At 69.7% G+C, this 24,984-nt stretch carries 12 protein-coding genes; 3 read left to right on the plus strand and 9 right to left on the minus strand.

Going from position 1 to position 24,984, the window contains the following annotated elements:
• Positions 1-7 precede the first annotated feature (7 nt).
• The 7 genes from AB0F81_RS13715 to AB0F81_RS13745 form a co-directional block, all read right to left on the minus strand.
• Complete coding sequence (locus AB0F81_RS13715) at positions 8-523, minus strand: flavodoxin domain-containing protein (RefSeq protein ID WP_360195961.1); 516 nt, start codon at positions 521-523, stop codon at positions 8-10.
• A 24-nt stretch (positions 524-547) separates the two neighbouring features.
• Positions 548-3,187, minus strand: coding sequence for a pyruvate, phosphate dikinase (gene ppdK, locus AB0F81_RS13720; RefSeq protein ID WP_360195964.1), 2,640 nt, complete (start codon positions 3,185-3,187; stop codon positions 548-550).
• 98 nt (positions 3,188-3,285) lie between these two features.
• On the minus strand, positions 3,286-4,692 hold the full coding sequence (locus tag AB0F81_RS13725) for a DUF4389 domain-containing protein (protein WP_360195967.1): 1,407 nt from the start codon (positions 4,690-4,692) through the stop codon (positions 3,286-3,288).
• An 86-nt stretch (positions 4,693-4,778) separates the two neighbouring features.
• On the minus strand, positions 4,779-5,777 hold the full coding sequence (locus AB0F81_RS13730) for a nitroreductase (protein WP_360195970.1): 999 nt from the start codon (positions 5,775-5,777) through the stop codon (positions 4,779-4,781).
• A gap of 105 nt (positions 5,778-5,882) precedes the next feature.
• Positions 5,883-7,466: a hypothetical protein gene (locus AB0F81_RS13735; RefSeq protein WP_360195973.1), complete on the minus strand. Its 1,584-nt coding sequence runs from the start codon at positions 7,464-7,466 to the stop codon at positions 5,883-5,885.
• Complete coding sequence (locus tag AB0F81_RS13740) at positions 7,463-8,380, minus strand: ABC transporter ATP-binding protein (RefSeq protein WP_360195976.1); 918 nt, start codon at positions 8,378-8,380, stop codon at positions 7,463-7,465. The genes AB0F81_RS13735 and AB0F81_RS13740 overlap by 4 nt, the downstream gene beginning before the upstream one ends.
• A complete protein-coding gene (locus tag AB0F81_RS13745; protein ID WP_360195979.1) occupies positions 8,361-9,200 on the minus strand; it encodes a MerR family transcriptional regulator in 840 nt (279 codons plus the stop codon). The genes AB0F81_RS13740 and AB0F81_RS13745 overlap by 20 nt, the downstream gene beginning before the upstream one ends.
• Positions 9,201-9,401: 201 nt before the next feature.
• On the opposite strand from AB0F81_RS13745, the gene AB0F81_RS13750 reads away from it, so the two are divergent.
• The gene (locus AB0F81_RS13750) at positions 9,402-10,301 is read left to right on the plus strand and encodes a universal stress protein (RefSeq protein WP_360195982.1); all 900 of its coding nucleotides are present in this window, start codon (positions 9,402-9,404) and stop codon (positions 10,299-10,301) included.
• Here AB0F81_RS13750 and AB0F81_RS13755 read toward each other — a convergent pair.
• Both AB0F81_RS13755 and AB0F81_RS13760 read right to left on the minus strand, forming a co-directional pair.
• On the minus strand, positions 10,231-10,971 hold the full coding sequence (locus AB0F81_RS13755; protein WP_360195985.1) for a hypothetical protein: 741 nt from the start codon (positions 10,969-10,971) through the stop codon (positions 10,231-10,233). The genes AB0F81_RS13750 and AB0F81_RS13755 overlap by 71 nt on opposite strands.
• Before the next feature lie 120 nt (positions 10,972-11,091).
• Positions 11,092-11,865: an aminoglycoside phosphotransferase family protein gene (locus tag AB0F81_RS13760; protein WP_360195988.1), complete on the minus strand. Its 774-nt coding sequence runs from the start codon at positions 11,863-11,865 to the stop codon at positions 11,092-11,094.
• 79 nt (positions 11,866-11,944) lie between these two features.
• Here AB0F81_RS13760 and AB0F81_RS13765 point away from each other — a divergent pair, with 79 nt between their 5' ends.
• Positions 11,945-12,841, plus strand: coding sequence for an alpha/beta hydrolase (locus AB0F81_RS13765; protein WP_360195991.1), 897 nt, complete (start codon positions 11,945-11,947; stop codon positions 12,839-12,841).
• Positions 12,842-13,003: 162 nt separating this feature from the next.
• On the plus strand, positions 13,004-24,640 hold the full coding sequence (locus AB0F81_RS13770; RefSeq protein ID WP_360195994.1) for a LamG-like jellyroll fold domain-containing protein: 11,637 nt from the start codon (positions 13,004-13,006) through the stop codon (positions 24,638-24,640).
• Positions 24,641-24,984 lie beyond the last annotated feature (344 nt).

Below are 24,984 nucleotides of genomic sequence, written 5' to 3' on the forward strand. Positions count from 1 at the left end.
CTCCGCCTCAGACGTGCTGCCGTGCGGCCAGCGCCGACGCGGCGAGGGTCTGCCCCCACTGGCGGGCACGGTCGAGTTCGCCGGCGACCAGGGGACCGGTCATGCCGGTGACCCGGAAGCTCTCGGCGGGCAGGACCGCCCGGCCGCCGAGCCCGCGCAGCAGGCGAAGCGCCTTGCGGGCCGCGGACCCCGGCACGTACGCCTTGTTCACCTTGGTGTCGAAGGCGGCGACCGGCGTCCCGGCCAGCCGGGCCGATCCGTCGAGCAGCTCGCGGATGCCGAGTTCCTGCGCGCCCTCGCGGACCTCGCCCTGCTGGGCCGCGTCCGCGCGGGTGGCCGGCCGGCTCAGCCCGAAGGCGTGCGTGGGCGCGCCGACGACGAGCAGGTCCACCCCGGCCGGCGACGGCCGGTCCCGGACGTCGGCGACGGTGACCTCGAAGGCGCCGGCGAGGCCGTCGGCGACGCTGCGGGCGACGTCGGCGGTGTTGCCGAACATGGATTCGTAGACGACGAGCGCTTTCATCGGACTTCCTTTCCCTGTCGCTTCCTACCGGCTGTCGGAGCCGGCGGCCCGGCCGGCGGCGCGGCCGGCTTCCAGGCGGGCGATCGGCACCCGGAACGGTGAGCAGGACACGTAGTCGAGACCGGCGTCGTGGAAGAACCGCACCGAGGCGGGGTCGCCGCCGTGTTCGCCGCAGACCCCGACGGTCAGGTCCGGCCGGGCGGCGCGGCCCCGCTCGACGGCGATGCGAACCAGTTCGCCCACGCCGCCGGCGTCGATGGTCTCGAACGGCGACACCGCGAAGATGCCGAGGCTGAGGTAGCGGCCGAAGAACGCGCCTTCCACGTCGTCGCGGGAGAAACCCCAGGTCATCTGGGTCAGATCGTTGGTGCCGAAGGAGAAGAAGTCGGCGGCGTGCGCGATCTCCCCGGCGGTGAGCGCCGCCCGCGGCACCTCGATCATGGTGCCGATCCGGATCGGCGGGGCGCCGGCGACGGCGGCCAGCACGAACTCGGCTTCGGCGCGCACCGACTCCAGCTCCTGCACCGCCCCGACCAGCGGAACCATGATCTCCGGGCGCGGGTCGCCGCCGGCGGCGACCCGCGCCGCCGCGGCCTCGGCGATGGCGCGGACCTGCATGGCGAACAGGCCCGGCACGACCAGCCCCAGCCGTACGCCGCGCAGCCCCAGCATCGGGTTCTGCTCGTGCATCCGGCGGACCGCGGCCAGCAGGCGGGCGTCGTCGCCGGGATCCTGGCCGAGCGCCTCGGCCCGGCTCACCCGGGCGACGAGCTCCTCCAGGGGCGGCAGGAACTCGTGCAGCGGCGGGTCGATGAGCCGGACGGTGACCGGCAGACCGTCCATCGCCGCGAACAGTTCGACGAAGTCGTCGCGCTGCAGGGGCAGCAGTTCGGCGAGCGCGGCGGCGCGTTCGGCGTCGCCGGTGGCGAGGATCAGCCGTTCCACCAGGCGGCGGCGCGCGCCGAGGAACATGTGCTCGGTGCGGCACAGGCCGATGCCGGTGGCGCCGAACCGGTGGGCCCGCTCGGCGTCCGCCGCGGTGTCGGCGTTGGCGTGCACCCCGAGCCGGGCGGTGTGGTCCGCGTGCGTCATCAGCCGCTGGACGGCGGCGAGCAGCGGATCACCGAGCGGCGACAGCTCCCGTTCGAAGTAGCGGACCACCGCGGACGGCCGGACCGGCACCGCACCGGGGTAGACGTGACCACTGGTGCCGTCCAGGGAGATCACCTCCCCGGCGCGCAGCACGGTGCCGCCGACCGTGAGGGTGCCGGCGGCGGCGTCGATGAGCAGCTCCTCGGCCCCGCACACGCAGGTCTTGCCCATGCCCCGGGCGACGACGGCGGCGTGCGACGTCTTGCCGCCCCGGCTGGTCAGGATGCCCTGCGCGGCGATCATGCCGGGCAGGTCGTCGGGGTTGGTCTCCTGCCGGACGAGGATCACCGGCTCGGACGCGGCGCTGGCCGCGGCGGAGTCGAAGACGATGGCGCCGACCGCCGCGCCGGGCGAGGCCGGCACCCCGGTGGTCAGCGGCGCGGGCGCGGCAGCGGTGTCGAAGCTGGGGAACATCAGCTGGGCGAGCTGTTCACCGCTGACCCGCTGCAGCGCCTCGTCGAGGGTGATGACACCCTCCTCGACGAGCTGGGCGGCGATCACGAACGCGGCGGCCGGGGTCCGCTTGCCGACCCGGGTCTGCAACATCCAGAGCCGGCCGTCCTCGATGGTGAACTCGATGTCGCACAGGTCGCGGTAGCGCTGCTCCAGCTTCTGCATGATCGACAGGAGCTGGGCGTGGCTCGCCGGGTCGATCTCGGCCAGATCGGCCAGCCCCATCGTGTTGCGGATGCCGGCGACCACGTCCTCGCCCTGCGCGTTCGGCAGGTAGTCGCCGTAGGCGCCACGGCGGCCGGTCGCCGGGTCGCGGGTGAACGCCACACCGCTGCCGGAGGTGGGGCCGCGGTTGCCGAAGACCATCGCCATCACGTTGACCGCGGTGCCCTGGTCCTGCGGGATGCGCTCCTGCCGGCGGTAGAGCACGGCGCGTTCGGCGTTCCAGGACTGGAACACCGCGGTGATCGCCGAGTACAGCTGCTCGTGCGGCGACTGCGGGAAGTCGCGCCCGGTCCGCTCGGCGAAGATCTTCTGGTACGTGGCGACGAGATCGCGCAGCGCCGCGGCGCCGGGATCGGGGCCGGCCGCCGCCAGCTCCGCGTCGAACAGTTCGCCGGGCACGCCGTACACGGTCTTGCCGAACATCTGGATGAGCCGGCGGTAGGAGTCCCAGGCGAACCGCTCGTCGCCGCTGCGGGCGGCCAGACCGAGCACCGTGGTGTCGTTGAGGCCGATGTCGAGGATGGTCTCCATCATTCCCGGCATGGAGAACTTCCCGCCCGAGCGCACCGACAGCAGCAGCGGGTCCGACGGGTCGCCGAGCCGCTTGCCCAGCCGTTCCTGCACCAGCCGCAGATGCTCCTCCACCTCGGTGAACAGGGTCGGCGGGGGTGTTCCGGTGCGGAGGAACTCGCGGCAGGCCCCGGTGGTGATGGTGAAACCGGGCGGCACCGGCAGGCCCATCCGGGTCATCTCGGCCAGGTTCGCGCCCTTGCCGCCGAGCAGGTCCTTCAGATCCTTGTTGCCGTCGATGAAGTCGTAGACGTAGCGGGACATCCTCGTACCTCGCCTCTGTCGTCGGTCTACCTCCGTGGTACCGCCGCCTCCGGCCCCTACGGCAGGGCCGGAGGTCCCCATCCGGCAGTGCCGAGCTGCTAGGTGGTGGGTGCGAGCGGGACCAGCCGCGGCGCCGGGCCGACCGGGCCGGCCGGCGGTGGCGGACCGTGCCGGCGGCCGAGCCCCACGCCGCCGAGCGTGATCAACCCGACCGCGACGAGGAACAGGACGACGCCGGTGGTCAGCAGGCCGGCGCCGAGCGCCGTGAGGTCCGGGATCCGCATAGCTGCGCGGGCGGTGGCCGCGACACCCGGTGAGCCGTCGGCGTTCGCGACGACGACGGCGTACTCGCCGCTCGTCACGTCCCACCGCAGGTTCACCGTGCCGGTACCGCTCGCCCGCGCGAGCCAGAAGCCCTGGGCGGCGGGGTTTCCGGCCGGGCGCACCGCGCCCGGAGCCCGGTCGTAGACGGCCCGGCCGGAGTCCACGCCGACCAGCCGGTCATGGGCGGTGCCGGCGAGCCAGTCGTCGACCGCGGACTGCGGTGCGATGCCGACGAACACCGGTTCGCCGGACGGCGTGGTCACGCTCACCCGCAGGACGCCGATGTCGCCGGCCCGCGGGTACCACAGGCCGGTGTCCACGATGGCGAGGTTCTCCGCGGTGACGGCCGCCGTGCCGCTGTTCAGCACGAGCGCCGGGCTGGACACGAATCCCGCCGGGTCCCGGTCGCCGTCGACGGCCAGCAGCAGGCCGCCGCCGATGCCCAGGCCGGTGGCCGGGGCGAGCAGCAGGACGCCGGCGACCAGCGCGACCACCGAGCCGGCCGCCGAGGCGGGCTGTCGCGGTGGCGCCGCCGCGACCGGGCCGTCCGGGTCCGGATCAGGCTCGTAACCGCCCTGGTCCAGGCGGAACGGCGGGTAGCGCGGGGTGAGCAGGGTCAGGTAGGCGGTCACGCGCAGACCCCAGCGGGCGATGCCGACCAGCAGGTCGTGCAGCCCGCTCGGGTAACGGCCGGTGAACAGCAGCGTCAGCGCGGCGATCAGCAGCACCGCGCCGACGAGGCTGAGCGGGACGCCGCCGCCGGTCGCGGCGCCGGCCAGCGCGCCGAGAATGATCAGGTGCGGCAGGGCCGCCAGCCACGCGACCAGGGGCAGCCACCGTGGCGGCGCCGGCTGCTCACCGAGGCGCAGCCGGGCCGGGTGGTCCGGGACCTCGGCGAGGGTGAACGGGGGATAGGCGTCCGTGCCGAGGGCCTGATAACCGTAGTAACCGACCCGCCAGGTCCAGCGCAGCACCCCGAGGTTGTAGGCGCGGATCGGCTCCGGGTACCGGCCGGTGATCAGCACCGCCAGGTAGGCCACCAGGGTGAGCACCACCAGACCGGTCCAGAGCACCAGCAGGGCGAGATAGTGCGGGACGAGCAGCAGCCATTTGACGAGCCAGAGCCAGCGGCTCAGGGATTCGTCGCGGCGTGCCTCCACCCGCAACGGGTAGAGCTCCATGTGACACCTCCCTTTCCCTCAGCACAGCCCCGGCCCGGCCGGTCACGACAGGGCCGGAAGTCACGCGCTGAGTCCCGGGAGGTGGATCAGTCCTCGATGCTGATGACGTCGCTGGGGGCACGCCGCGGCGACGGCGGCACCGTCTCCGGCGACTCGACGTAGCCGAGCCGCACGATCAGGTACGGCTCGCCGATGCCGGACAGCAGCCGGGTGAGCAGCCGGCGGGGCCAGGCCACCTCGACGGCCTCGCTGATCGGCGCGGTCGCCAGGCCCTCGCAGGTGGCCTGCAGCAGCAGCGCCGACAGGGCCTCGCCGCCGCGCAGCAGGTCGACCGGCCGGTCGCTCATGCCGTAGACGATGACGTACGCGGCGCCCTCGTCGTGGTCGGCGCCGGCGAGCATGCCGGGGGAGCCGTCGGGCAGGAAGTTGCGGACGGGCACCCGGCGCAGACTCGGCTCGACCGCGGTGGCGGGCGGCACGCCGTCGCCGGTCCAGGCCGGCCGGTGCGTCCAGGCGGTGAGCTCGGTGCGGTGCGCCGGGTCGAAGTAGTTGGCGTCGGCGGCCAGGTCGACCGAGACGGCCAGTTCGGGCACCCGGTCGTCCGGGACCACGTGCAGGTAGGCGCCCTCGGCCTCGACGAGCCGGCGCAGGCGGCTGACCGTCTGCTCGGCGACGACGCGGTCGCCGAAGGCGCGGCGGTCGGTGCGGCGCCGGGTGACCGCGGCGGCGAGGTCCTTGACGACGGGGTCCGGCTCGGCGCGCCCGGTGACGCGGATCCTCGCCAGCAGGTCGGGGCGCTGTTCCTCGGGCAGGCGCTGCACCTCCACGCGCCAGCCGGCGGCGGCCAGGGTGACCCGGGCGTGGTGCAGGGCGCCGCCGCAGCTGAGCAGCAGCAGGCGTCCCTCGGCGTCGGTGACGCCGAGCCGGCGTTCCGGTTCGGAGGCGAGTTCGAGCACCTCGCCGGTGAGGCGCCACCTCCAGGGCTGGGTGTTGAACACGGACGGGGCCCGCAGCGATGCCCGGGCGGCCAGCTCCAAGGCCTCGCGCGCCTCGGCGCGGCTCACGTCTTTCGCCGGTTCGGCCATCGGTGACACCTCCGCGGTCGTAGGGGTGCGTTCACGGTCGCAGGTGCCGCCGCCGGCCGGTCAGGGCCGAAAGACCCGAGCCGTGTGCCAGGCCGGAAGACCCGGTCACCCGATGATCAGGTCACGGCGCGCCATGCCCCACAGACCTGTCAGGCACAGCGCGGCGCCGATCCCGACGAGCAGCAGCAGCCCCGCTGGAGAGGCATCGGCGAGGGCGAGGTCCGGCACGTGCGGGAAGATGCCGAGATCCTGGACGCGCTGCGGCACCCCGAGGAGGTCGCCGAGCAGGGCCAGCCCGGCGGCGGCGGTCAGCGGCAGCCAGGCGAGCGCGGTCCACCGGGGCGCCGTCCCGGCGATCAGCGCGGTGCAGCCCGTCATGGCCACGACCGCTCCCCACTGCCCGGCGATGTAGCCGAAGGCGCGGACGGCGACGTCGTCACCGGCGATGACCGCCGGCGCCACCAGAGCACTGAGCACGCCGGTGACGAGGAGGACGACAGCGCACCCGGCCGCGGTGACGGCGGACTGGGCGGCCAGCGGCACCCAGCGGCGGACCCCGGTGGCCAGCACCATGTCGGTGAGCCCGCGGCGTTCCGCGTGCCGGCTCTGCGACACCGACAGCACGGCGTAGACGCAGACGATGATTCCGACGACGGTGCCGCAGTAGGACAGGAAGGCGGCGGCCGGGTCGGCGCCGTTCAGTTGTGCGCCGAGGAAACCGCCGACCTCGCCGTCCCGCTCGCGGTCGACGGCGCCGGAGCCCATCGCGGCGAACACCGTGCCGATCGCCGCGACCGCCACGGTCCAGGTCAGCAGGGATGCCCGGTTCAGCCGGGCGGTCAGGGCCACGGTGGAGCCCAGCCGCAGCCGGGCGGTTCGGCGGTCCCGGCGCGGCAGCAGGCCGGCGCCGAACTCCCGTCGTTGCGACAGCAGGACGGCGGCCGTGGCGGTCAGGGCGGCGGCCGCGACCGGCAGGAGCGCGGCCGTCCACCGGTCGGAGGTGAACGGCTCGACGGTGGCGCGCAGGCCGAGCGGGCTGAACCAGGTGAGCCAGCCGATCTGTTGGGTGTCGGCGAACGCTCGTACCGCGAAGGACAGGCCGACGACGGTGAAGCCGAGCAGACGTGCCTGCCCGGCGGCCGGTGCGATCTGGGAGAGCAGCACGGTCAGGGCGGCGAACAGCAGGAAGGTCAGGGCGACGGCCGTTCCGTACGCCGCCGCTCCGGCCCCGGTGACGCCGTCGACGCTGCCGGTGTGGACGCCGGCGGCCACCGTGCAGCCGGCGCCGAGGACGACGGCGCAGCCGGCCAGCACCCAGAGCGCGCTGCGCAGCGGCCGTGCCGGGGCGATCCCGCAACCGCGCAGCAGTTCCAGGGTGCCGTCGTCCTCGGCGGCGCGGGTCAGCGACACCGCGACGAGCACGGCCATCACCGCGGCCAGGACGGTGGTGAACGCGCCGATCTCCCAGACGTACATCTGTGCCGGTGTGCCGGGGACGGGCAGCCGCCCGTACATCATGGTGGTGGCCGCGTTGTCGCGCGCGAGGGCCGCGGCGGCCTCGCGCTGCTGCTCGGTGGCGTAGGTGTTCTGATAGGCGGTCACGGTGCCGCCGGACAGGCCGGTCAGCAGCAGGAGCCAGCAGGTCAGCGTGAGCCGGTGCCGGCGCACGAGAAGCCGGGTCAGGGTCATCGCGCGGCCACCTCGTAGTGGCGCAGGAACAGGTCCTCCAGCCTCGCCGGGGTGCAGGTGATGTCGTCGGCGCCGGCCTCGGCGAGCGCACCGAGCACCGCCGGCACGGCCGTGCGTGGCACGCTCACGCGCAGGAGGCCGTCGGTTCGTTCCGGGGCGACGCCGAGCCGGAGCAGCCGGTCGGTGACGGCGGCGAGCTGATGCCCGGCCGGCCGGGCGGTGACCGTGGACGCGGCCAGGTGACGCATGTCGGCGAGCCGGCCGGACTCCACGAGCCGGCCGTCCTTGATGATGGTGACCGTGTCGCAGACGTCCTCGACCTCGGCGAGGATGTGACTCGACAGCAGGACGGTGCGCCCGGCCGCGGCGGCGTCGCGCACGCATCGCTGGAACAGCTCCTCCATCAGCGGGTCGAGGCCCGAGGTGGGCTCGTCCAGCACGAGCAGCTCGGTCGGCGCGGCGAGCGCCGCCACCAGCACGACCTTCTGCCGGTTGCCCTTGGAATAGGTGCGCACCTTGCGGCGGGTGTCCAGGGCGAACGCGCCGGCCAGCTCGCGCTCTGCCGCCTCGTCGCGGCAGCCACGCAGACCGGCCAGCGCGTCGAGGACCTCCTGGCCGGTCAGGTTCGGCCACAGGGTGACCTCCCCGGGTACGTAGGAGAGCCGGCGGGTGACCTGGTCGGCGTGCCGGGCCGGGTCGAGCCCCAGCACGCTGACCCGCCCGGCGGTCGCCCGGTACAGGCCCAGCAGCACCCGGATAGTGGTGGACTTGCCGGCCCCGTTGGGCCCGAGGAAGCCGTGCACGCTGCCCGGCTGGACCCGCAGGTCGAGCCCGTCGACCGCGGTGAAGGTCCCGAAGCGTTTCACCAGGCCGTCGACGTCGACGACCGGTGTGTCACCGCGGCTGGTGATCACTGGCTCGGCCTTTCTCGATGGTGGCCAGCAGGGCGTCGCCGATGGTCCGGGCCAGGCGCCGCTGGGGTGGCGCCATGAGACGGACGTAGAGATCAGCAGCCCGGCGAGCCAGGTCGGGGTCGATCGACGCGATGAGATCGTCGATCTCGGGCCCCAGCTGGCGAGTGATGCGGTCGACGACCGCGGTGGCGATGCGATCCATCTCCCGCTGGTCCAGCGGTTGCGGGCGTTCGTCCCGCTCGGCGATCTGACCGAAGAGGGCGATGCTGTGGGCCAACCCGGCCTCGGTGAGTTTCTCGTAGACCACCGCGGACTCCGCCGGCATGTCACCGCGGTAGCAGGCCAGCTCCATGAAGTCCCGCTCCTGGCGGACGACCCGGCGCGTTCTCTCGTCGGGCGCCCGGGCCTCGATGCGGTCGTAGAACAGCGCCATCGACGCCGGCATCGGTGACAGCTGGCCGTCCCGCTCGACACCGGCGATCAACCGGTTCAGGCGGTCGCGCTGGGTCCGCAGCTCGAGCAGCTGTTGGTCCAGCGCGGCGACGCCGGCGCGCAGGTCCGCCAGCACCGACTCGGGGCGCCGATCCGGTGCGGCGGTGGTGCTCGGCGCCTGACCGTCGCCGAGCATCACCGCGATGGTGGCCAGCGGGATCCCGGCCTGCGCCAGCCAGCGCGCCCGGACCAGCCGGGCGACGTGAACCAGGTCGTAGTCGCGGCGCCCGTCGCGCCGTTCCGGCACCGGCAGCAGGCCGATCTGGTGGTAGTAGCGGACAGTGCGGACGGTGGTGCCGGTCAGGTCCGCCAGCTCCTTGATACGCACGTCGTCAGTGTCCGGTGTGACGTGACGTCACAGTCAAGGGACGGGTTCTCAGAGTTCCCGGTGGACCACCGCGACGGTGCACGCGGAATGCCGCAGCAGGTGCTGCAGAGCTTCAGGTCCCGGCGGGGCGGGTCCAACGGACTGCGCATTGATGCCGGGCGGCCGTGCCGGGCGTACGCCTGAGCTGTTTAACCTGCGGATATGCGCAACGTCGTGTCGGTCGAGGAGAAGCTGCCCGTCGTGGTAGGCCTCGATGGCATGCCGGCCGGGCAGCACGTGCTGGACGCCGCCGCGGCCGAGGCGGCCGATCGAGGTGTGCCGCTGGAGATCGTGCACGCCTGGCCCGGGCGCCGTGCGGGCTCACCGCGGCAACGGCTGATGCGGCCGGATCCGGCCGAGGGACGCCATCTGCTGGAACTCGCCGCCCGGCGTGCCCGGCACATCCATCCGGCGCTGCTGGTACGCACCGAACTGGTGGACGACAGTGCCGCCGAGACGCTGGTCCAGCGTTCCGCGCAGGCCTGCCTGGTCGTGGTCGGGCACCGCGGCGAGACGACCCTCCGGCACGGCTGGGGTTCGACCGCGGCCTACCTGGCGCACCACAGCCGATGCCCGCTGCTGGTGCATCGCGGCTCGGCCCCGGGACGCGGTCCGGTCGTGGTGGCCGCGTCCGGCCGGCCGACCGCCACCGCGGGCTGCGCCTACGAGGCGGCTTCGCTGGCCGGCTGTCCTCTTGTCGCGGTCCACGTCCGCGCACCTGAGGAGACGGGCACCGGCCCGGCCGGGAGCCGGCTGACCGCGTCGATCGCCACGTGGACCGCCGTCTGGCCGGACGTGCCCTGCGAACCCCTGGTCATCGGCGAGGCCGAGCTGGCCTACACACTGGACCGGGCGTCGCGGCGCGGTCGCCTGCTGGTCGCCGGGCGAGGCCGCAAGGGCTGGTTCGTCGAGACGCTCTACAGCATCGGCAGCATCGCCCCGGGCGGGCGGCAACAGTGCCCGGTGCTGCTCGTGCCTCCGGGATGGCCGGTCACCGGGACTCCCATGAATGTCGGTCCGCGTCGCTCTGACGAGCACGGATCACCGACAGTTCCTGCGTGATTTCCTCCGCGGTGAGGGTTCGGCCGACTGCCGCATTCGCGCCATGCGGATCATTGTCGGGGTGCGCGACTCCCGACGCGGAGAACATCAACCCCACCGTGGTGAGAATGACGGCGACTCCGGAGAGATACACATTGAGATAGAACGGCGACATCAGGAAATCCGGCGAGTAGGTGCTGATTTCCCCCGCGACCATCGCGCCGGCGATCGAGGCGCTGATCACCAGGATCGGTGCGGCCGTGCCGGAGGCGGTGCGGTGTGCGGCCAGAACCCGCTGGGCCGGCGCCGTCAGCGAGAGGGCGAGTATCACGGCGGAGGCCGCGGTGAGCGCGAAGCCGAGCGTCGGAATCTGCGGGACGCAGCCCTTCCCCGCCGCGGCGGCGCGCAGCGCCACGGTGTCGGACGCCCCCTGCGCGACGAAGTAGATCGCCATGCTGGGGAACACGACCACGGCCATGAAGCGGGCGACCTTCACCGTGGAGACGTCGATATTGGCGCTGCGCATCACCAGGTAGATGCCCTGCAGCAGTGAGACGACCGCCAGGCCGAAGATCAACCCGTCGATCATCTCCAGGGTGGCAGCCCGGGGGAGCGCTTCGTCCTCCGTGTCGCCGGCGAGCACCGAATAGATCAGCGTCGCCAGGACGAGGGCGATGAAAGCGCTGAACAATGCGAGGGGTGCCCGCCCGTCGCTGCTGTGCCGCTTATCAATGCAATGTCGTCATCAGGCATGGCACATTCCGCGCCGTTCAGTCAGCGCATTGTTTACCGACAGTCAAGCGCAATCGAATCAACGCGCCGCGACGAAAGCGGCGCACAGAGTGTCGCGGTGGGCCCGTACGTAACGGATGTCCGCCTCGTACAGGTCGGCGTGTCCCTCCGCGATGTGCTGCTGGAACGCTTCGTTGCCCTGCTCGGCCTGAGCCCGCATGAAGTCGATGAGTGCCTGCAGCCGGTCCGGCACGACGTCCACGACCTCCGGCCCGATCTGCGGCCCGTACGCCCGGCAGAAGTCGGCGACCCGCCGCCCCTGCTCCTGCGGTGTGCCGAAGGTCTCCGGGTTGTCCGGTCCCTGCAGCGGCGCGAACCGATAGACGGCGTAGGCGACGTCCCACACCCGCGGCCCGGGATGGGCGGCGTCGAAGTCGATGAAGCCGATCGCCAGGCCGTCGCGGACCACGCAGTTGTACTGGGCGGCGTCACCGTGGCAGATGACCTCGGCCGGCTGCCGGACCGGGACGAGCCAGCGGTCGCCGGGCTGCGGCACGAACGTGACGCTCGCGTCGTGCAGGCCCCGCAGCAGGCGGGCTGCGGAGGCGAGCAGTTCGGGCGTACGCAGATCGGGGGTGAGCGAGCCGGGCACCTGCCCGTCGAGGAAGGTGAGCAGCTCGTTGCCCTCCTCGTCGAAGCCGCGTGGCTCCGGGGCGCCGTGGAACCCGTGGTCGTGCAGGTGCCGCAGGAGCCGGTGGATCGCGGGCGCGGCCGGCGAGGCCGGGCGGTGGACGAGGTCGCCGTGGCGGCGCACGACGTTCACGCCGCCACGGAACTCCTGCCGTTCAGTCATGGAGGCTCGCTCTCGTGTCACAGCACCACGCGCCGCCCGGTCTTCCGGTCGATGCCGGCAATGGCGAAAGGGGCGGACGATGAGCAACGGCGCGCAACTCCACACCCATCAGGTGACGGTCGACGGGATCGTACAGCGCTACCACGTGGCCGGGCGCGGGCCGCTCTGCGTGGCGCATCCCGGCGGGCCGGGTCTCGACTGGAGCTACCTGCGGATGCCTCCGCTGGAGAACTTCCTGACCATGGTCTACGTCGAGCCGGTCGGCACCGGCGGGTCCGGCCGGCTGCCCGACCCGCGCGACTACACCCGCGCCACCCACGCGCGCTTCCTGGACGCGGTGATCACCGACCTGGGCGGCGGGCCGATCCTGCTGCTCGGTCACTCCTACGGCGGTTTCGTGGCGCAGGAGTACGCGATCGGCCGGCCGGACCGGGTGAGCGGCCTCATCCTCTACGACACCTCGCCGATCACCGGCGACGAGTTCTGGCAGGCCGCCCTCGCCGGGATGGCCGCTTTCCCGGAACGGCACCCCAGCCTGCCGCAAGCCCGGCAGGTCGCTCGCGCTTTCCTCCAACCAACCCCCGAGTACGACGACGAAAGCTTCACCCGGCGGTTGCGTGCCACCTTCCCCGCGTACCTCGCCGCCTACTGGGCCGACGAGGATCGTTACGCGCCGATGCGACAGGCCGTCCGTGGCTATTTCGACGCCGCGCAGGGCGAGAACCCGGACCCGCTGGACACCCGTGCCGGTCTGTCCACACTCGACGTGCCGATCCTGGTCCTGGTGGGCCGGCACGACTTCATCTGCGGGGTGCGGTTCGCCGAGATGATCCGGGCCGCCGCGCCGCACGCGGAGCTGGTCGTCTTCGAGAACAGCGGGCACTTCGCCCATCTCGAGGAGCCGGCCGCCTTCGCCGGAGTGGTGGAGGAATTCGTGCGTACCGAGGTTCAGCTCAGCCGTCGCAGGCCCGCCTGAGTGACAACCGCGAAGGCTAAGTGGACAGACGCAAGAAAATCAAGATCTTGCGTATATCAATGAGTGTCCCGCATGCTTCGCGGCGCTTGTATTTGCTGAGAGCGGGGGCTCGCCATGCGGCGCCGGTTTGCGTTCGTTACTGCTGTTGCCGTGGCGTTGTCGGTGGGAATTCCCCCGGGGGCGGTGCCGGAGGGCGGCGGCTGGCCGCTGTCCGGGTTGTTCTCGGTGTTCCGGCAGGTGCCGGCGCTGGCCGAGGTGAGCGGTCTGCTGCCCAAGCAGGAGCGGGGCGGCGACCCGGGCGACGAGCACTACGTCGCGCCGGGGGAGACGCAGGCGAACGGTGGTGCCGGTAAGGCGCCGGGCCGTGGGGTCGGCGCGGTCGACGCGGAGGTGGCCAAACCCGCGCCGCCGAAGGCGTTCAAGGCCCCGAAGAACAAGTCCGGTGAGGACAGCTTCGACGAGAAGACGAGCAAGCGCCTGCCGGAGAAGTCGACGGCGACGATCGACGAGTTCCGCAACGCGGACGGCTCGATCACGCGGCGGATCCACAAGGCGCCGGTGAACTTCCGGGCGTCGGACGGCACGTTCAAGCCGATCGACACCGATCTGACCCGCAACGGTGACCGCCTGGAGATGGGCGCGAACTCGATTGACGTGGAGCTGGGCGCGCGCGGCACCGGCGACGAGAAGGCAGCCGCTCCCACGACGGCTGCTTCGCCGTCCCCGTCGGCTTCGGCCTCGGCGAGTGCTTCGCCGTCGGCGAGTGCCTCGCCATCGGCCAGCGCTTCTCCCTCGGCGGCGGCGAAGAACCCGGTGGCGGGCGCGAAGCGGCTGAAGTCGCCGGACGACGCACTGGCGTCGGTGACGACGGCGTCCGGCCACACCATGGCGTACGACCTGGTCGGCGCCGCGGACGTGCCGGCGGCGGTGAAGGGCAACGTCGCGACGTACACCGAGATCCTGCCGGGCACCGACCTGGAGCTGCGCACGCTCTCGAACGGCCTCAAGGAGACCCTGGTCCTGAAGTCGCCGGCCGCGGCGAACCAGTGGGTGTTCCCGCTGCGGCTGGAGGGCCTGACCGCCAAGCTGCAGGCCGACGGCTCGCTGAACCTCTACGACGCCAAGGGCGACGTGGCGCTGCGCATCCCGCGCGGCTACATGTGGGACTCGAAGATCAACCCGCAGTCGGGTGCGCCGGCCGAGTCGTCGAACATCACCTACGAGCTGATCACCGTCGACGGTGGGCCGGCGCTGCGGATGACCGCCGACCGGGCCTGGCTGAACGACCCGGCGCGGCAGTACCCGGTGCGGGTCGACCCGACCATCGAGACCCACGCCACCGGTGACGTGTTCGTCGACGACACCCGATCCACCACGAACCACAACGGCGACAACCTGCCGGTCGGCACCTGGGACGCGGGCACCACCCGGTCCCGGTCGATGATCCACTTCAAGGATTTCGGCAAGGACGTCGGCGGCGACCAGATCACCGCGGCAAAGCTGTTCCTTTACCACACCTGGTCCTACAACTGCACCAGCCACAAGCCGCTGTACGTGCGGCGGATCCTCGAGCCCTGGGCCGTGGCCGACTTCGAGAACGACGGCCTGTTCGCCAACACCCCGGCCTACTCCGGCGCGATCGGCACGATGACGATCACGAACAACTATCCGGCGTGCCAGAACACCAGCGGCGACCAGGACAACGGCGAATGGCGGTCGGTGTCGCTGGACACCCCGACGTTCAACGCGTGGTCGGCCGGGACTCTGCCCAACTACGGTCTGATGCTGACCGCGTCGGAGACCGACTCGACGGCGTTCAAGCGCTTCGCCTCGGCCAACACGGTCTACAACCCTTACCTCGAGCTGACGTACGAGACCAACACGGCGCCGCAGCTCAACGAGCAGTACCCGGGTTACGGCTACGCGGCGCCGACGCTGACGCCGGAACTGATCGCGGACGCGCACGACGCGGACAACTGGCCGAAGTCGCTGACCTACGAGTACATCATCTACGGCAAGGACGCCAAGACCCAGATCGCGACGTCGAAGCCGATCACCAAGAAGTCCTGGATCGTTCCGCCGGGCACGCTGAAGTGGGGCGAGACCTACTACTGGGCGGTCAAGGTCTCCGACAGCCTGCTGCACAACGGCTCGTATCTGACGAAACATCTGCTGGTCACGCCGGTGCCGCAACCCTCGATCACGTCCGGGCTGTCGCAGAACTCCGATCAGGGCTTCGACCCGGCGATCGGCAACTACACGACGGCCAGCCGGGACGCGATGGTCAACACGGTCGGTCCGCCGCTGGAGATCAACCGGTCGTACAACAGCATCGACCCCCGCTCGGACCAGGCGTTCGGTGCCGGCTGGTCGAGCATCGCCGACGCCAAGGCAGTCGAGCGCTACACCACGGCGCCGAACGGCACGACCGTGGTCAACACGGTGGTGGTGACCTACCCCAACGGTCGTGAGCTGGCGTTCGGCCGCAACAACGACAACACCTACTCCTCGCCGGCCGGACGGGCTTCCAGCTTCTATCCGCTGAGCACGGGCGGCTACCGGATGGTGGAGAAGGACGGCACGACCTATGAGTTCGGCCACAAGCTCGCGGACGGGCGGTTCGCACTGTCCGCGGTCAAGGACCTCGGCGGGCGGACGCAGACGCTCACCTACACGAACAACCAGCTGACCCAGATCACCGCGGCGTCCGGACGGTCGCTGAAGCTGTACTGGACCTCGACGACGCCGGCACGTGTGGAATACGTGGCCACCGACCCGGTGACGCCCGGCGACTGGGATTCGGCGAACACCTGGTGGTACGAGTACTCGGGTAACAAGCTGGCCAAGGTGTGCCCGCCGACCAACTGGGGCGAGTGCCACACCTACGACTACTCCACGGGTCCGATCTTCCAGACCGCGGTGAGCAACACCCGACCGCAGTCGTACTGGCGGCTCACCGAGCCCAGTGGCTCCACCACGGCGTACAGCGCAGCTCTGGAGAACGCGTACACCGACAACGGTTACTACAGCAACGTGACGCTGGGCCAGCCCGGCCCGCTGTCCGGATCGACGGCCACCGCGGCCGGCTTCGCCGGCGGCACCGGTGCCACCTCCACCTCACAGGTACGGGTGCCGGCGAACCTGGACGGTGACGCCAGCAACCAGGCGATCAGCATGTGGTTCAAGGCGCCCACCGGCAGCGGTGACGGTGTGCTGTACGGCTCGTCCTGGGAGGCGACGAGCTCGACCGCGGCGACGACGATCGGCGCGTACAACCCGACGCTGTACATCGGCGCCAACGGCAAGCTGATGGGTACCTTCCCGAAGGCGCCGAAGCCGAACACCACCACGGTGCTCGGCACGCTGATGGCGACCGGTAACTCCGGTCAGTGCATCACCGTGCCGGGCAACTCGGCGGAGAACAGCGTCCGGCTCGCGCTGGCGCCCTGTTCGACGGCGGCCAACCAGCAGTGGACCTACACCTCCACCCGCGAGCTGCGGGTGACCACCGGTGGCGCGGTCAAGTGCTTGGACGCCCAGGGCGACGGCTACGCCAATGGCGTCGACGTCATCACCTACACCTGCAACGGCCAGACGAACCAGAAGTGGGAGGTCCGGGCCGACGGCAAGATCGTGGGGGAGAGCGCGGGCCTCTGCCTGGACTCGGTGGGCACCGGTCTGGCCAGCGAGACCGGCAAGGACATGCAGATCTGGGCCTGCGGCCGGGACCGCCGGGCCGACCAGTCGTTCGTGCCCCGCAACTACTCGCCGATGGAGTCGCCGGCCGTTGTGGCCGACGGCAACTGGCACCACGTGGTGTTGTCGTCCACCGGCAACACCCAGGAGATGTACGTCGACGGCAAGCGGGTCGTCTCCGAGTCCGGCGTGACGGTGCAGGACATGACCGCGGTCACCTCGTACATCGGTAACGGCTACCTCGGTGGTGGCTGGCCGAACCAGTCGACCGCCAACAACACTCGCAACGAGGGAACCAGGAACGGTTTCACCGGCTCGATCGCCGAGGTGGCGCACTACGACACCGCTGTCAACCAGCAGCTGGTGGACACCCTGTGGGCCGCCCGCGAGCCGATCAGCCAGCTCACCCGCGTGGTGCGGCCTTCGGCGAAGGCGACCGCGGTGGTCACCTACGACACGGCGACCGGCCGGGTGAAGCAGCTGACCGACGGCAACGGCACCGTGTGGAAGCCGTCCGCGCCGACGATCACCAAGACGGCGAAGGTGCATCAGAGCGCGGTGCTCAGCGGCGCACCGACGAACTACTGGCGGATGGCCGAGACCGGCGCCACCGACGCGGTGAACCAGGTCAACGGCACGACCGCCACCTACAGCGCGGTCGGGCTCGGCGGTGTGGCCGGTCCGTTCGGCTCACCCCACACGGCGGGCGAGTTCAACGGCGCGCAATCGTACGTGGATCTGCCTCCCGGCGTGCTGCCCTCCGGCACCCGGTCGGTGTCGATGTGGTTCAAGTCAGACGAGCTCGGCGAAGCCGGCGTGCTGCTCGGGGAGTCCCTGGCCTCTCAGGGCACCGGCCGGCATGTCATGCCGACGATCTGGCTCGACAGCTATGGCGGGGTACGTGCGATGGCCCCGTCAGCCGTGCCCACCGGTCCGCTGCGGGGCCCGGAGAACAAGTGCCTGCAGCCGGACAACGGCGGTACCGCCAACGGCACGCCGGTCGAGTACGTCGCCTGTAACGGCTCCGCCCTGCAGAACTGGAGTGTGACCGTCGGCAGTGACCGCGTGAGCGGCGCCGTCCGGGCGAACAACGGCAAGTGCCTCCAAGCCACCGGCACCGGCGACGACGCAGTGCTCGAGCTCTACACCTGCAGCGGCGCCGCGAATCAGGTCTGGCGGCCGGAAGCCATGGGCGGGCTCCGCAGCCCCAGCGCCGGGCGATGCCTGTCGCTTCCGCTGTTCGGCCGGATCATCCCCCAGCTGCCGGGGCAGCCGACCCCCTCCCCGAGCCCGTCCGACGACAGCCGCTGGCCGAACGGAACCCTCCTCGGCATGGAGGTCTGCGAAGCGAAGCGGTATGGGCAGGCCTTCGACTGGGGCCTGGCCGGCGGCTCGGTCAACGACGGCAAATGGCACCACGTCGCGCTGACCATCACCGGCACCGCGCAGACGCTCTATGTGGACGGCGCCAAGGTTCAGACGGCGAGCACCGCCGGCCTGACCCCGCTCGCCACCGAGCCTGACTACTACATCGGCACGGGCAACGCCACCTCGACGTGGACCGACGTCGGCGGCGGAGGCTACGGCGTCGCTGGCATGAACTACTTCTACGGCAGCATCGGCGAGGTCGCCTTCTACGGCTCCGAGCTGGACGCGGGCCAGGTGTCGTACCAGTTCAAGTCCCGCAATGCCGCCACCGGCGGCGATGCGGGAGAGATCAAGTACGTCGTCGACGGTCCGCACAAGACTGAGACGTTCTATGACCTGATGTACGGGCGGAAGGTCGCGGATGTCGATCCGCGGGGTAAGACGACGCGGTACGGGTACAGCAGTAAGGGTTATCTGCGTACGGTCACCGATCCGCTGGGCAACATGGTGATCAATGAGCATGACGTGCGTGGCAACGTCGTGTCGATCACGAACTGTCAGGATCGGTCGGCGAATCTGTGCTCGACCAGCTATTCGAGTTACTTCCCGGACGCGACCAGCGAGAATCCGGCGTACAGCCCGAAGAACGACCGGTTGATGACGCAGCGGGGGCCGGGTTCGTCGTCGGCTTCGGATAACACGTACCTGACGACGTACACGTATGACGATCTGGGGAACCGGACCAGCGCGACCGATCCGCTGGGCCGGGTGACGACGATCGCGTACACCACCGGCAGCGCGCAGGGTGGTTATGCCGGTGCGACGCCGCCGGCGGGGTTGCCGTGGCGGGTGGTCAAGCCGGGTGGTGGGGTGCAGACGATCCTGTACAACGCCAGCGGTGACATCGCCGAGGTGACCGACCCGGCCGGCTCGGTGACCCAGTACCGGTACGACGGTCTCGGCCGCACGGTTGAAGAGCTCGAGATCGAGGGCGGGATCAGCCGTACCATCAGGAAGTTCACGCACGACCGGCTGGACCGGGTGGTCACGGTCACCGACGCCGCGGTGACGAACGCGGTTACCGGTGCGGTGCACACGCCGGTCACGATGCTGGCCTACACCGCAGACGGCCTGCTGGCATCGGAGAGCGTGTCGGACGCGACCGGTGGTGACGCGAGTCGTGCGGTGTCGTATGAGTACGACGATTTCGGCCGCCGCAAGTTCGAGATTGACCAGCTGGGCAACCGGACCGAGTACGAGTACGACGCGTACGGCCGGGTGAGCCGGGAGATCCACCCGGACGGCACGGCGGTGCGCACCGAGTACGACGGCCTGGGCAACGAGCTGGCGACGTATGCGGAGAAGACTCGCGGTGACGCGAACGCGGTGCGGGTGCAGTCGATGGCGTACGACGACGCTGGTCGTCTCGCCTCGACGACCGATGCGATGGGGTGGACGACCGAGTACACGTACACGGACAACAATCTGCTGTCGACGGTGACGCGTCTGGACGGCAAGGGCCAGTCGTTCGTGATGGAGAAGAATCAGTACGACGCGGCCGGTAATCAGACGATCCAGTGGACGAACAACAACGGGGCGATCACCACTCGCAACTATGACAATGCCGGGCGGAACACGTCGGCGACGTTTGATCCGTCGAACCCGTATTGGACGGGGGAGAGCCCGCGGACGACGGATTACAGCTACTCGGTCAATGACGAGGTGCTGTCCACGACGGTGCGGCAGGCGTCGACGCAGTACGGGTTCTCGGAGACGATGTACGACCGGCTCGGGCGGGCGTTGGCGCAGACGACGTACAACTCGTCCGGGTTGACGCCGGTGTTGCGCTGGCGGATGGACCAGAGTTCGGGCACCAAGACCGTGGACGCGGCCGGTAACGGTCCGGGCGCGGTGGCGGGTCCGGTGACGTGGTCGACCGAGCGTGGCGGTGCGGCGTCGTTCAACGGCACGGCCGGTTCGATTGCGACCAACCTTCCGGTGGTGGACAGCAGCCGCCCGTACACGCTGGCCGCGTGGGCGAAGCTGGACAACAAGGACGCTGACCGGTTCGTTGCCTCGATGTCGGGTGACATCGGCAGTTCGGCGCTGAAGTTGCTGTACCACAAGGCTTCTGATGCGTGGCAGGCGACGTTGGCGGTGCGTAACCCGGACGGGACCGTGTCGTGGGAGTCGGCGACCACTTCGGTGAAGGCGACGGCGGGGGTGTGGACGCACCTGGCGGTCACGGTGGATCCGGGCAGCCGGGCGGTGAAGATTTACGTCGGTGGCACGGAGTCGGCGTCGGTGACGGGGACGCGGCCGTTTAACAACCTGGCGACCGGGCTGTTGGTCGGTGCGCAGAACGTCGACAGTGGGTTCTTCTCCGGTCAGATCGATGATGTGCAGGCGTACCAGAAGGTGCTGTCCAGCACGGAGATCGGGCAGGTGCTCTCGGGTGCGGCGCCGGCGGCGACCGCGACGGTGACCCGGACCAGCTACACCCTCACGAAGGACGGTTCGGTCACTTCGGTGACGGACCCGAACGGCAACACCACCACGATGGCCAACGATGAGGTCGGCCGGACGGTGCGGACCACGTCGCCGGCGGTCAACACGGTCACCGGTGAGGGCAACCCGGTCAGTGCGGTGTCGGTGTCGCGGGTGGGTTACAACACCTTCGGCGAGGCGACGCATCAGCAGGATCCGAACGGCAACACGACGATCGCCCGCTACGACGCGGTGGGTCAGATCGTGCAGACGGAGCTGCCGAAGTACACGCCGCCGGGTTCGGACACGGCGATCACGCCGGTCACGGTCGCGGAGTACAACGCGGTGGGCCAGGTCGAGTCGACCACCGACCCGCTGAACAAGAAGACCTCGTACGAGTACGACCTGTTCGGCCGCACCACCAAGGTGATCGCGCCGGACACCGGGATCACGCAGTACGAGTACAACGCGAATGGGGAGCTGCTCAAGCACACCGACCCCAACGGGGCGGTAGCCAGCGCCACCTACGACTACCTGGGTCGCACCCTCACCACCAGCCAGGCGGTGCGGCAGACCAGCCAGGTCCACACCACCGAGTACACCTACGGCACCAACGGTGCCAGCCCATGGCCTACTCAGGTCAAGTCGGCGGCTGGGGTGATCACCAAGTTCGGCTACAACCGGGCCGGCGAGCAGACCAGCATCACCGACGCGAACAACAAGACCAGCATCACCGCGTACGACCCGCTCGGCCGCCCGATCAAGGTAACTGCTCCGGATGGCACCTACTCGACGGCGACCTACGACTTCGCTGGTCGGACAGTCGGATCGGCCCAATATTCGGCTGCCGGCGTGCTGCTGCGGTCGCAGTCGCAGGAGTACGACCGGGCGGGTAACCCGATCTCGTCGACGGACGCCCGGGGGGTGAAGCGGGAGTATTCGTTCGACGCTGTTGGGCAGTTGGTCTCGCAGAAGGAGCCGATCAGCGGCTCGGACGCGATCGTCTCGTCCTTCGGGTACGACCTGGCGGGTCAGCAGACCCGGTTCACCGACGGCCGGGGTAACAAGTTCATCACCACCTACAACCCGTGGGGCCTGGTCGCCTCGCAGATCGAACCGGCCACCACCAAGACGCCCGCTCTCGCGGACCGTACGTTCACCATGTCGTATGACGCGGCCGGCCGGATGGTCCGGGCGGACTCGCCCGGTGGGGTGTCGGTCTCCTCGGAGTACGACGAGATGGGCCGGCTCACCAAGAGTTCCGGCACGGGCGCGCAGGCGGTCACCAAGGACCGGCTGTTCGACTACGACCTGACCGGCCGGATCACCTCGTTCACCGGCGCCGCCGGCGAGAACACCGTGACCTACGACGACCGTGGCCTGGTCACCGCGATCACCGGTGTCTCGGGCAACTCGTCGTACAAGTACAACGCCGACGGCGCGCTCACCGAGCGCACCGACGCGGCGGGGGCGACGGCCTACACCTACGACGGGCTGGGCCGACTTTCCACGCTGATCAACACCACGGCCGGGGTCGACATGACCTACGGCTACGACGACCTGTCTCAGCTCAAGACCATCTCGTACGCCGGTGGCAATAAGCGCACCTTCGGCTACAACGACCTGCACCAGCTGACCAGCGACGAGATGACCACCGCCGCCGGCGCCAGTGTCGCGAAGATCGCTTACGAGTGGAACGTCAACGACAATCTCACGAAGAAGACCACCACCGGTTTCAACGGGGCGTCGACGAACTCCTACACGTACGACTTCGCGGGTCGTCTGACCGGCTGGGACAACGGCGTCACGCCGGTGGTGTACGCCTACGACAAGTCCGGTAACCGGGTGCAGGCCGGTACCAAGACGTTCACCTACGACGAGCGCAACCAGCTGCTGTCCGACTCGTCGGGCACGAGCTACCAGTACTCGGCGCGGGGAACGTTGGTGTCGAGCACGACGAACGGGGTTACGACCAACACGGTCACCGACGCCTTCAACCAGGTGATCTCGCAGGGCACCAAGACCGGATCCCAGTCGAACTACAGCTACGACGGACTGGGCCGGGTCATCCAGTCGGGCTTCGCCTACACCGGGCTGGGCAACGACCTGGCCGCCGACGGCACCAACACCTACGTCCGCGACATCACTAGCGACCTGGTCGGTATCAAGTCCGGCTCTAACCAGCGGCTGGCGTGGACCGACATCCACACCGATGTGGTCGGCGAGTTCACCTCGACCGGCACCACACTGACCGGATCGGTGTCCTATGACCCGTGGGGCAAGATCCTCGCCAGTGGCGGCATGGTCGGCAAGCTGGGTTATCAGCAGGAGTGGACCGACCAGGGCACCGGCAAGGTCAACATGTGGTCGCGCTGGTACGACCCGGAGACCGGCGCCTTCGACACCCGCGACACCGCGACCAACAGCCCCACCCCGGCTTCGGGTGCGGCCAACCGGTTCGCCTACGCCGAGGGTGACCCGCTGGGCAACACCGACACCACCGGTAACGCGGTGGACGGTAAGTGTGGCGAGTACGACTACGCCTGCGCGCTGAAGAAGTACCAGGCCCAGCTCACCCAGTACAACCAGGCGATGGAGGCCCGCGAACGCGGGATGCAGGCCGCCAGCGCCGAGATCGCCCGCCAGGAAGCGGAGTACGCCCGCGCCGAGCGCGAGAGCCAGACCTCGCTGTACGACATCCTGCTCCAGGTCGGTGTCAGTCTGCTGCTGGACCTGATCGGTTACACGGCGCTGGTGGGTTGCATCGGCGGCAGCCTGATGGACTGTGCGGATCTGGCCAGTAGTGCGGTCGGTTTCGTCAAGGCCATCAAGATGGGCAAACAGATCTGGAACGCCGTCCAGAACGCCTTCGCCGGCTACCGAATGTGGCAACGCATCGTCGACGGCGCACGCACCGCGATGCGCACGGCGCAGAACATGATCCAGCAGGCGCGGAAGCACCTGACGGACCTCATGCAGAAGAAGCCGAAGAAGCCCAAGCCGCCGAAAAAGAAGAAGAAGCCACCGACAAAGAAGAAGCCGAAGGCGAAGGCCAAGGCCGAGGCCAAGCAGAAGGCCGACCCGAAGCCGAAGCCGTCCAAGCAGGCGCAGAAGCCGAAGGCGAACCCGAAGCCGAAGCAGCAGGACAAGCCGAAGGACACCAAACCGTCCAAGCAGAAGGAAGAACGTAAGGATCGCAAGGATCGGCAGGAGCGGCAGGAGACCCGCGAGCGCGAGGCCGAGGAACGCCCTGAACCTGAGGGCGGAGGGTCGTGCCCGTACTCGCCGCCGCCCTCGGTGCACAGCTTCGACCCGTCGACGCGGGTGCTGATGGCCGACGGCACCACCCGGCCGATCTCCGAGATCAACCTCGGCGACGAGGTCATGGCCAAGGACCCGGTCACCGGTGAACAGGGCACCCGTCAGGTCACCCTGCTGCACTCCAACCGCGACCTCGAACTGACCGACGTCACCGTCTCGAACAAGCCGGCCGCCGAAGCCAAGCGAACCGTCAACGAGGGCAAGGGCGACCGCAGTACCCGCGGACCGACCAAGTCGTCGGTTCTCGAGACCACGGCACACCACCCCTTCTGGGACGCCACCACCGGCGAATGGGTCAACGCAGCCGACCTCAAGCCAGGGACCTCCACCCTGGTCGGCCCGGACGGACAGCTCCAATACGTCACCGCTGTCCGCAACTTCACCGGCTCGAAGGTCATGCGCGACCTCACCGTCGCCGACATCCACACCTACTTCGTCATCGCCGGCAACGACCCGGTCCTGGTTCACAACAACGACCCCGGCTTCATCTCGCTTGACGTGCAGACGCCGCTAGAGACATGTGACACTCATCCGCAGGCGAGGTCGGGGGGACAGCAGTCTGGCGGAGTTAGTCTCAAGACGTTGAAGATGGAGCTCGGCCGTGCCGGAATGCAAGTTTTCTCGGACTACGACATCGAATACGTTTCAACTCTATTCAATAGGCAGGATGGGGTTGTGCTTCACGGGTCCAGCCCGCATATCGGTGATAAAAACCCAGTGCCGATGCGTGGCCAGACCGGACGGCCGTTGATCATGATCTCCCGTACCGGGCTTCCCAACCTGCGCGAGGGCGTGGCAACCGTGTTCCACGAGATCTACCATCACCACGCGTTCAAATATGAGAAGAGACAGGGCTCCGAATCTGAGGCCGAGGCATACGGTCAGATGATGGCAGACAAGTTCGAGAACAGACGACGTCGGAGGTGATGGGAGGTGCGAGACTTCAGCCCTGATCATCTTCGGGAGATGGCGAAGTTGCCGCCTTTCCCGGAAACCACGTCGCAACGGAAATGCCCGGCGTGTGGGAAGGTTGCACTTCGCGCCTACATGACTAGATCGAAAGGCCGCGCGATTCCCACAGTCATGGTAGAAACGTGGTGCAGGGCATGTCGGCGTAGAACGGGATCAACCGGCGCTCTGAGGAAAGGGTTGACTTTCACGGATCCATTGGCTGACTGCACGCGTACCGAGCTGGGCGCTCTGAATCCGGATGAGTTCTACGAGCTTCTGGACAAGCTGTGGGACCAAGGTCGCCTACCGCAGGAGTTCGT

It is taken from the genome of Actinoplanes sp. NPDC024001, assembly GCF_040638955.1.
Lineage (GTDB): Bacteria > Actinomycetota > Actinomycetes > Mycobacteriales > Micromonosporaceae > Actinoplanes.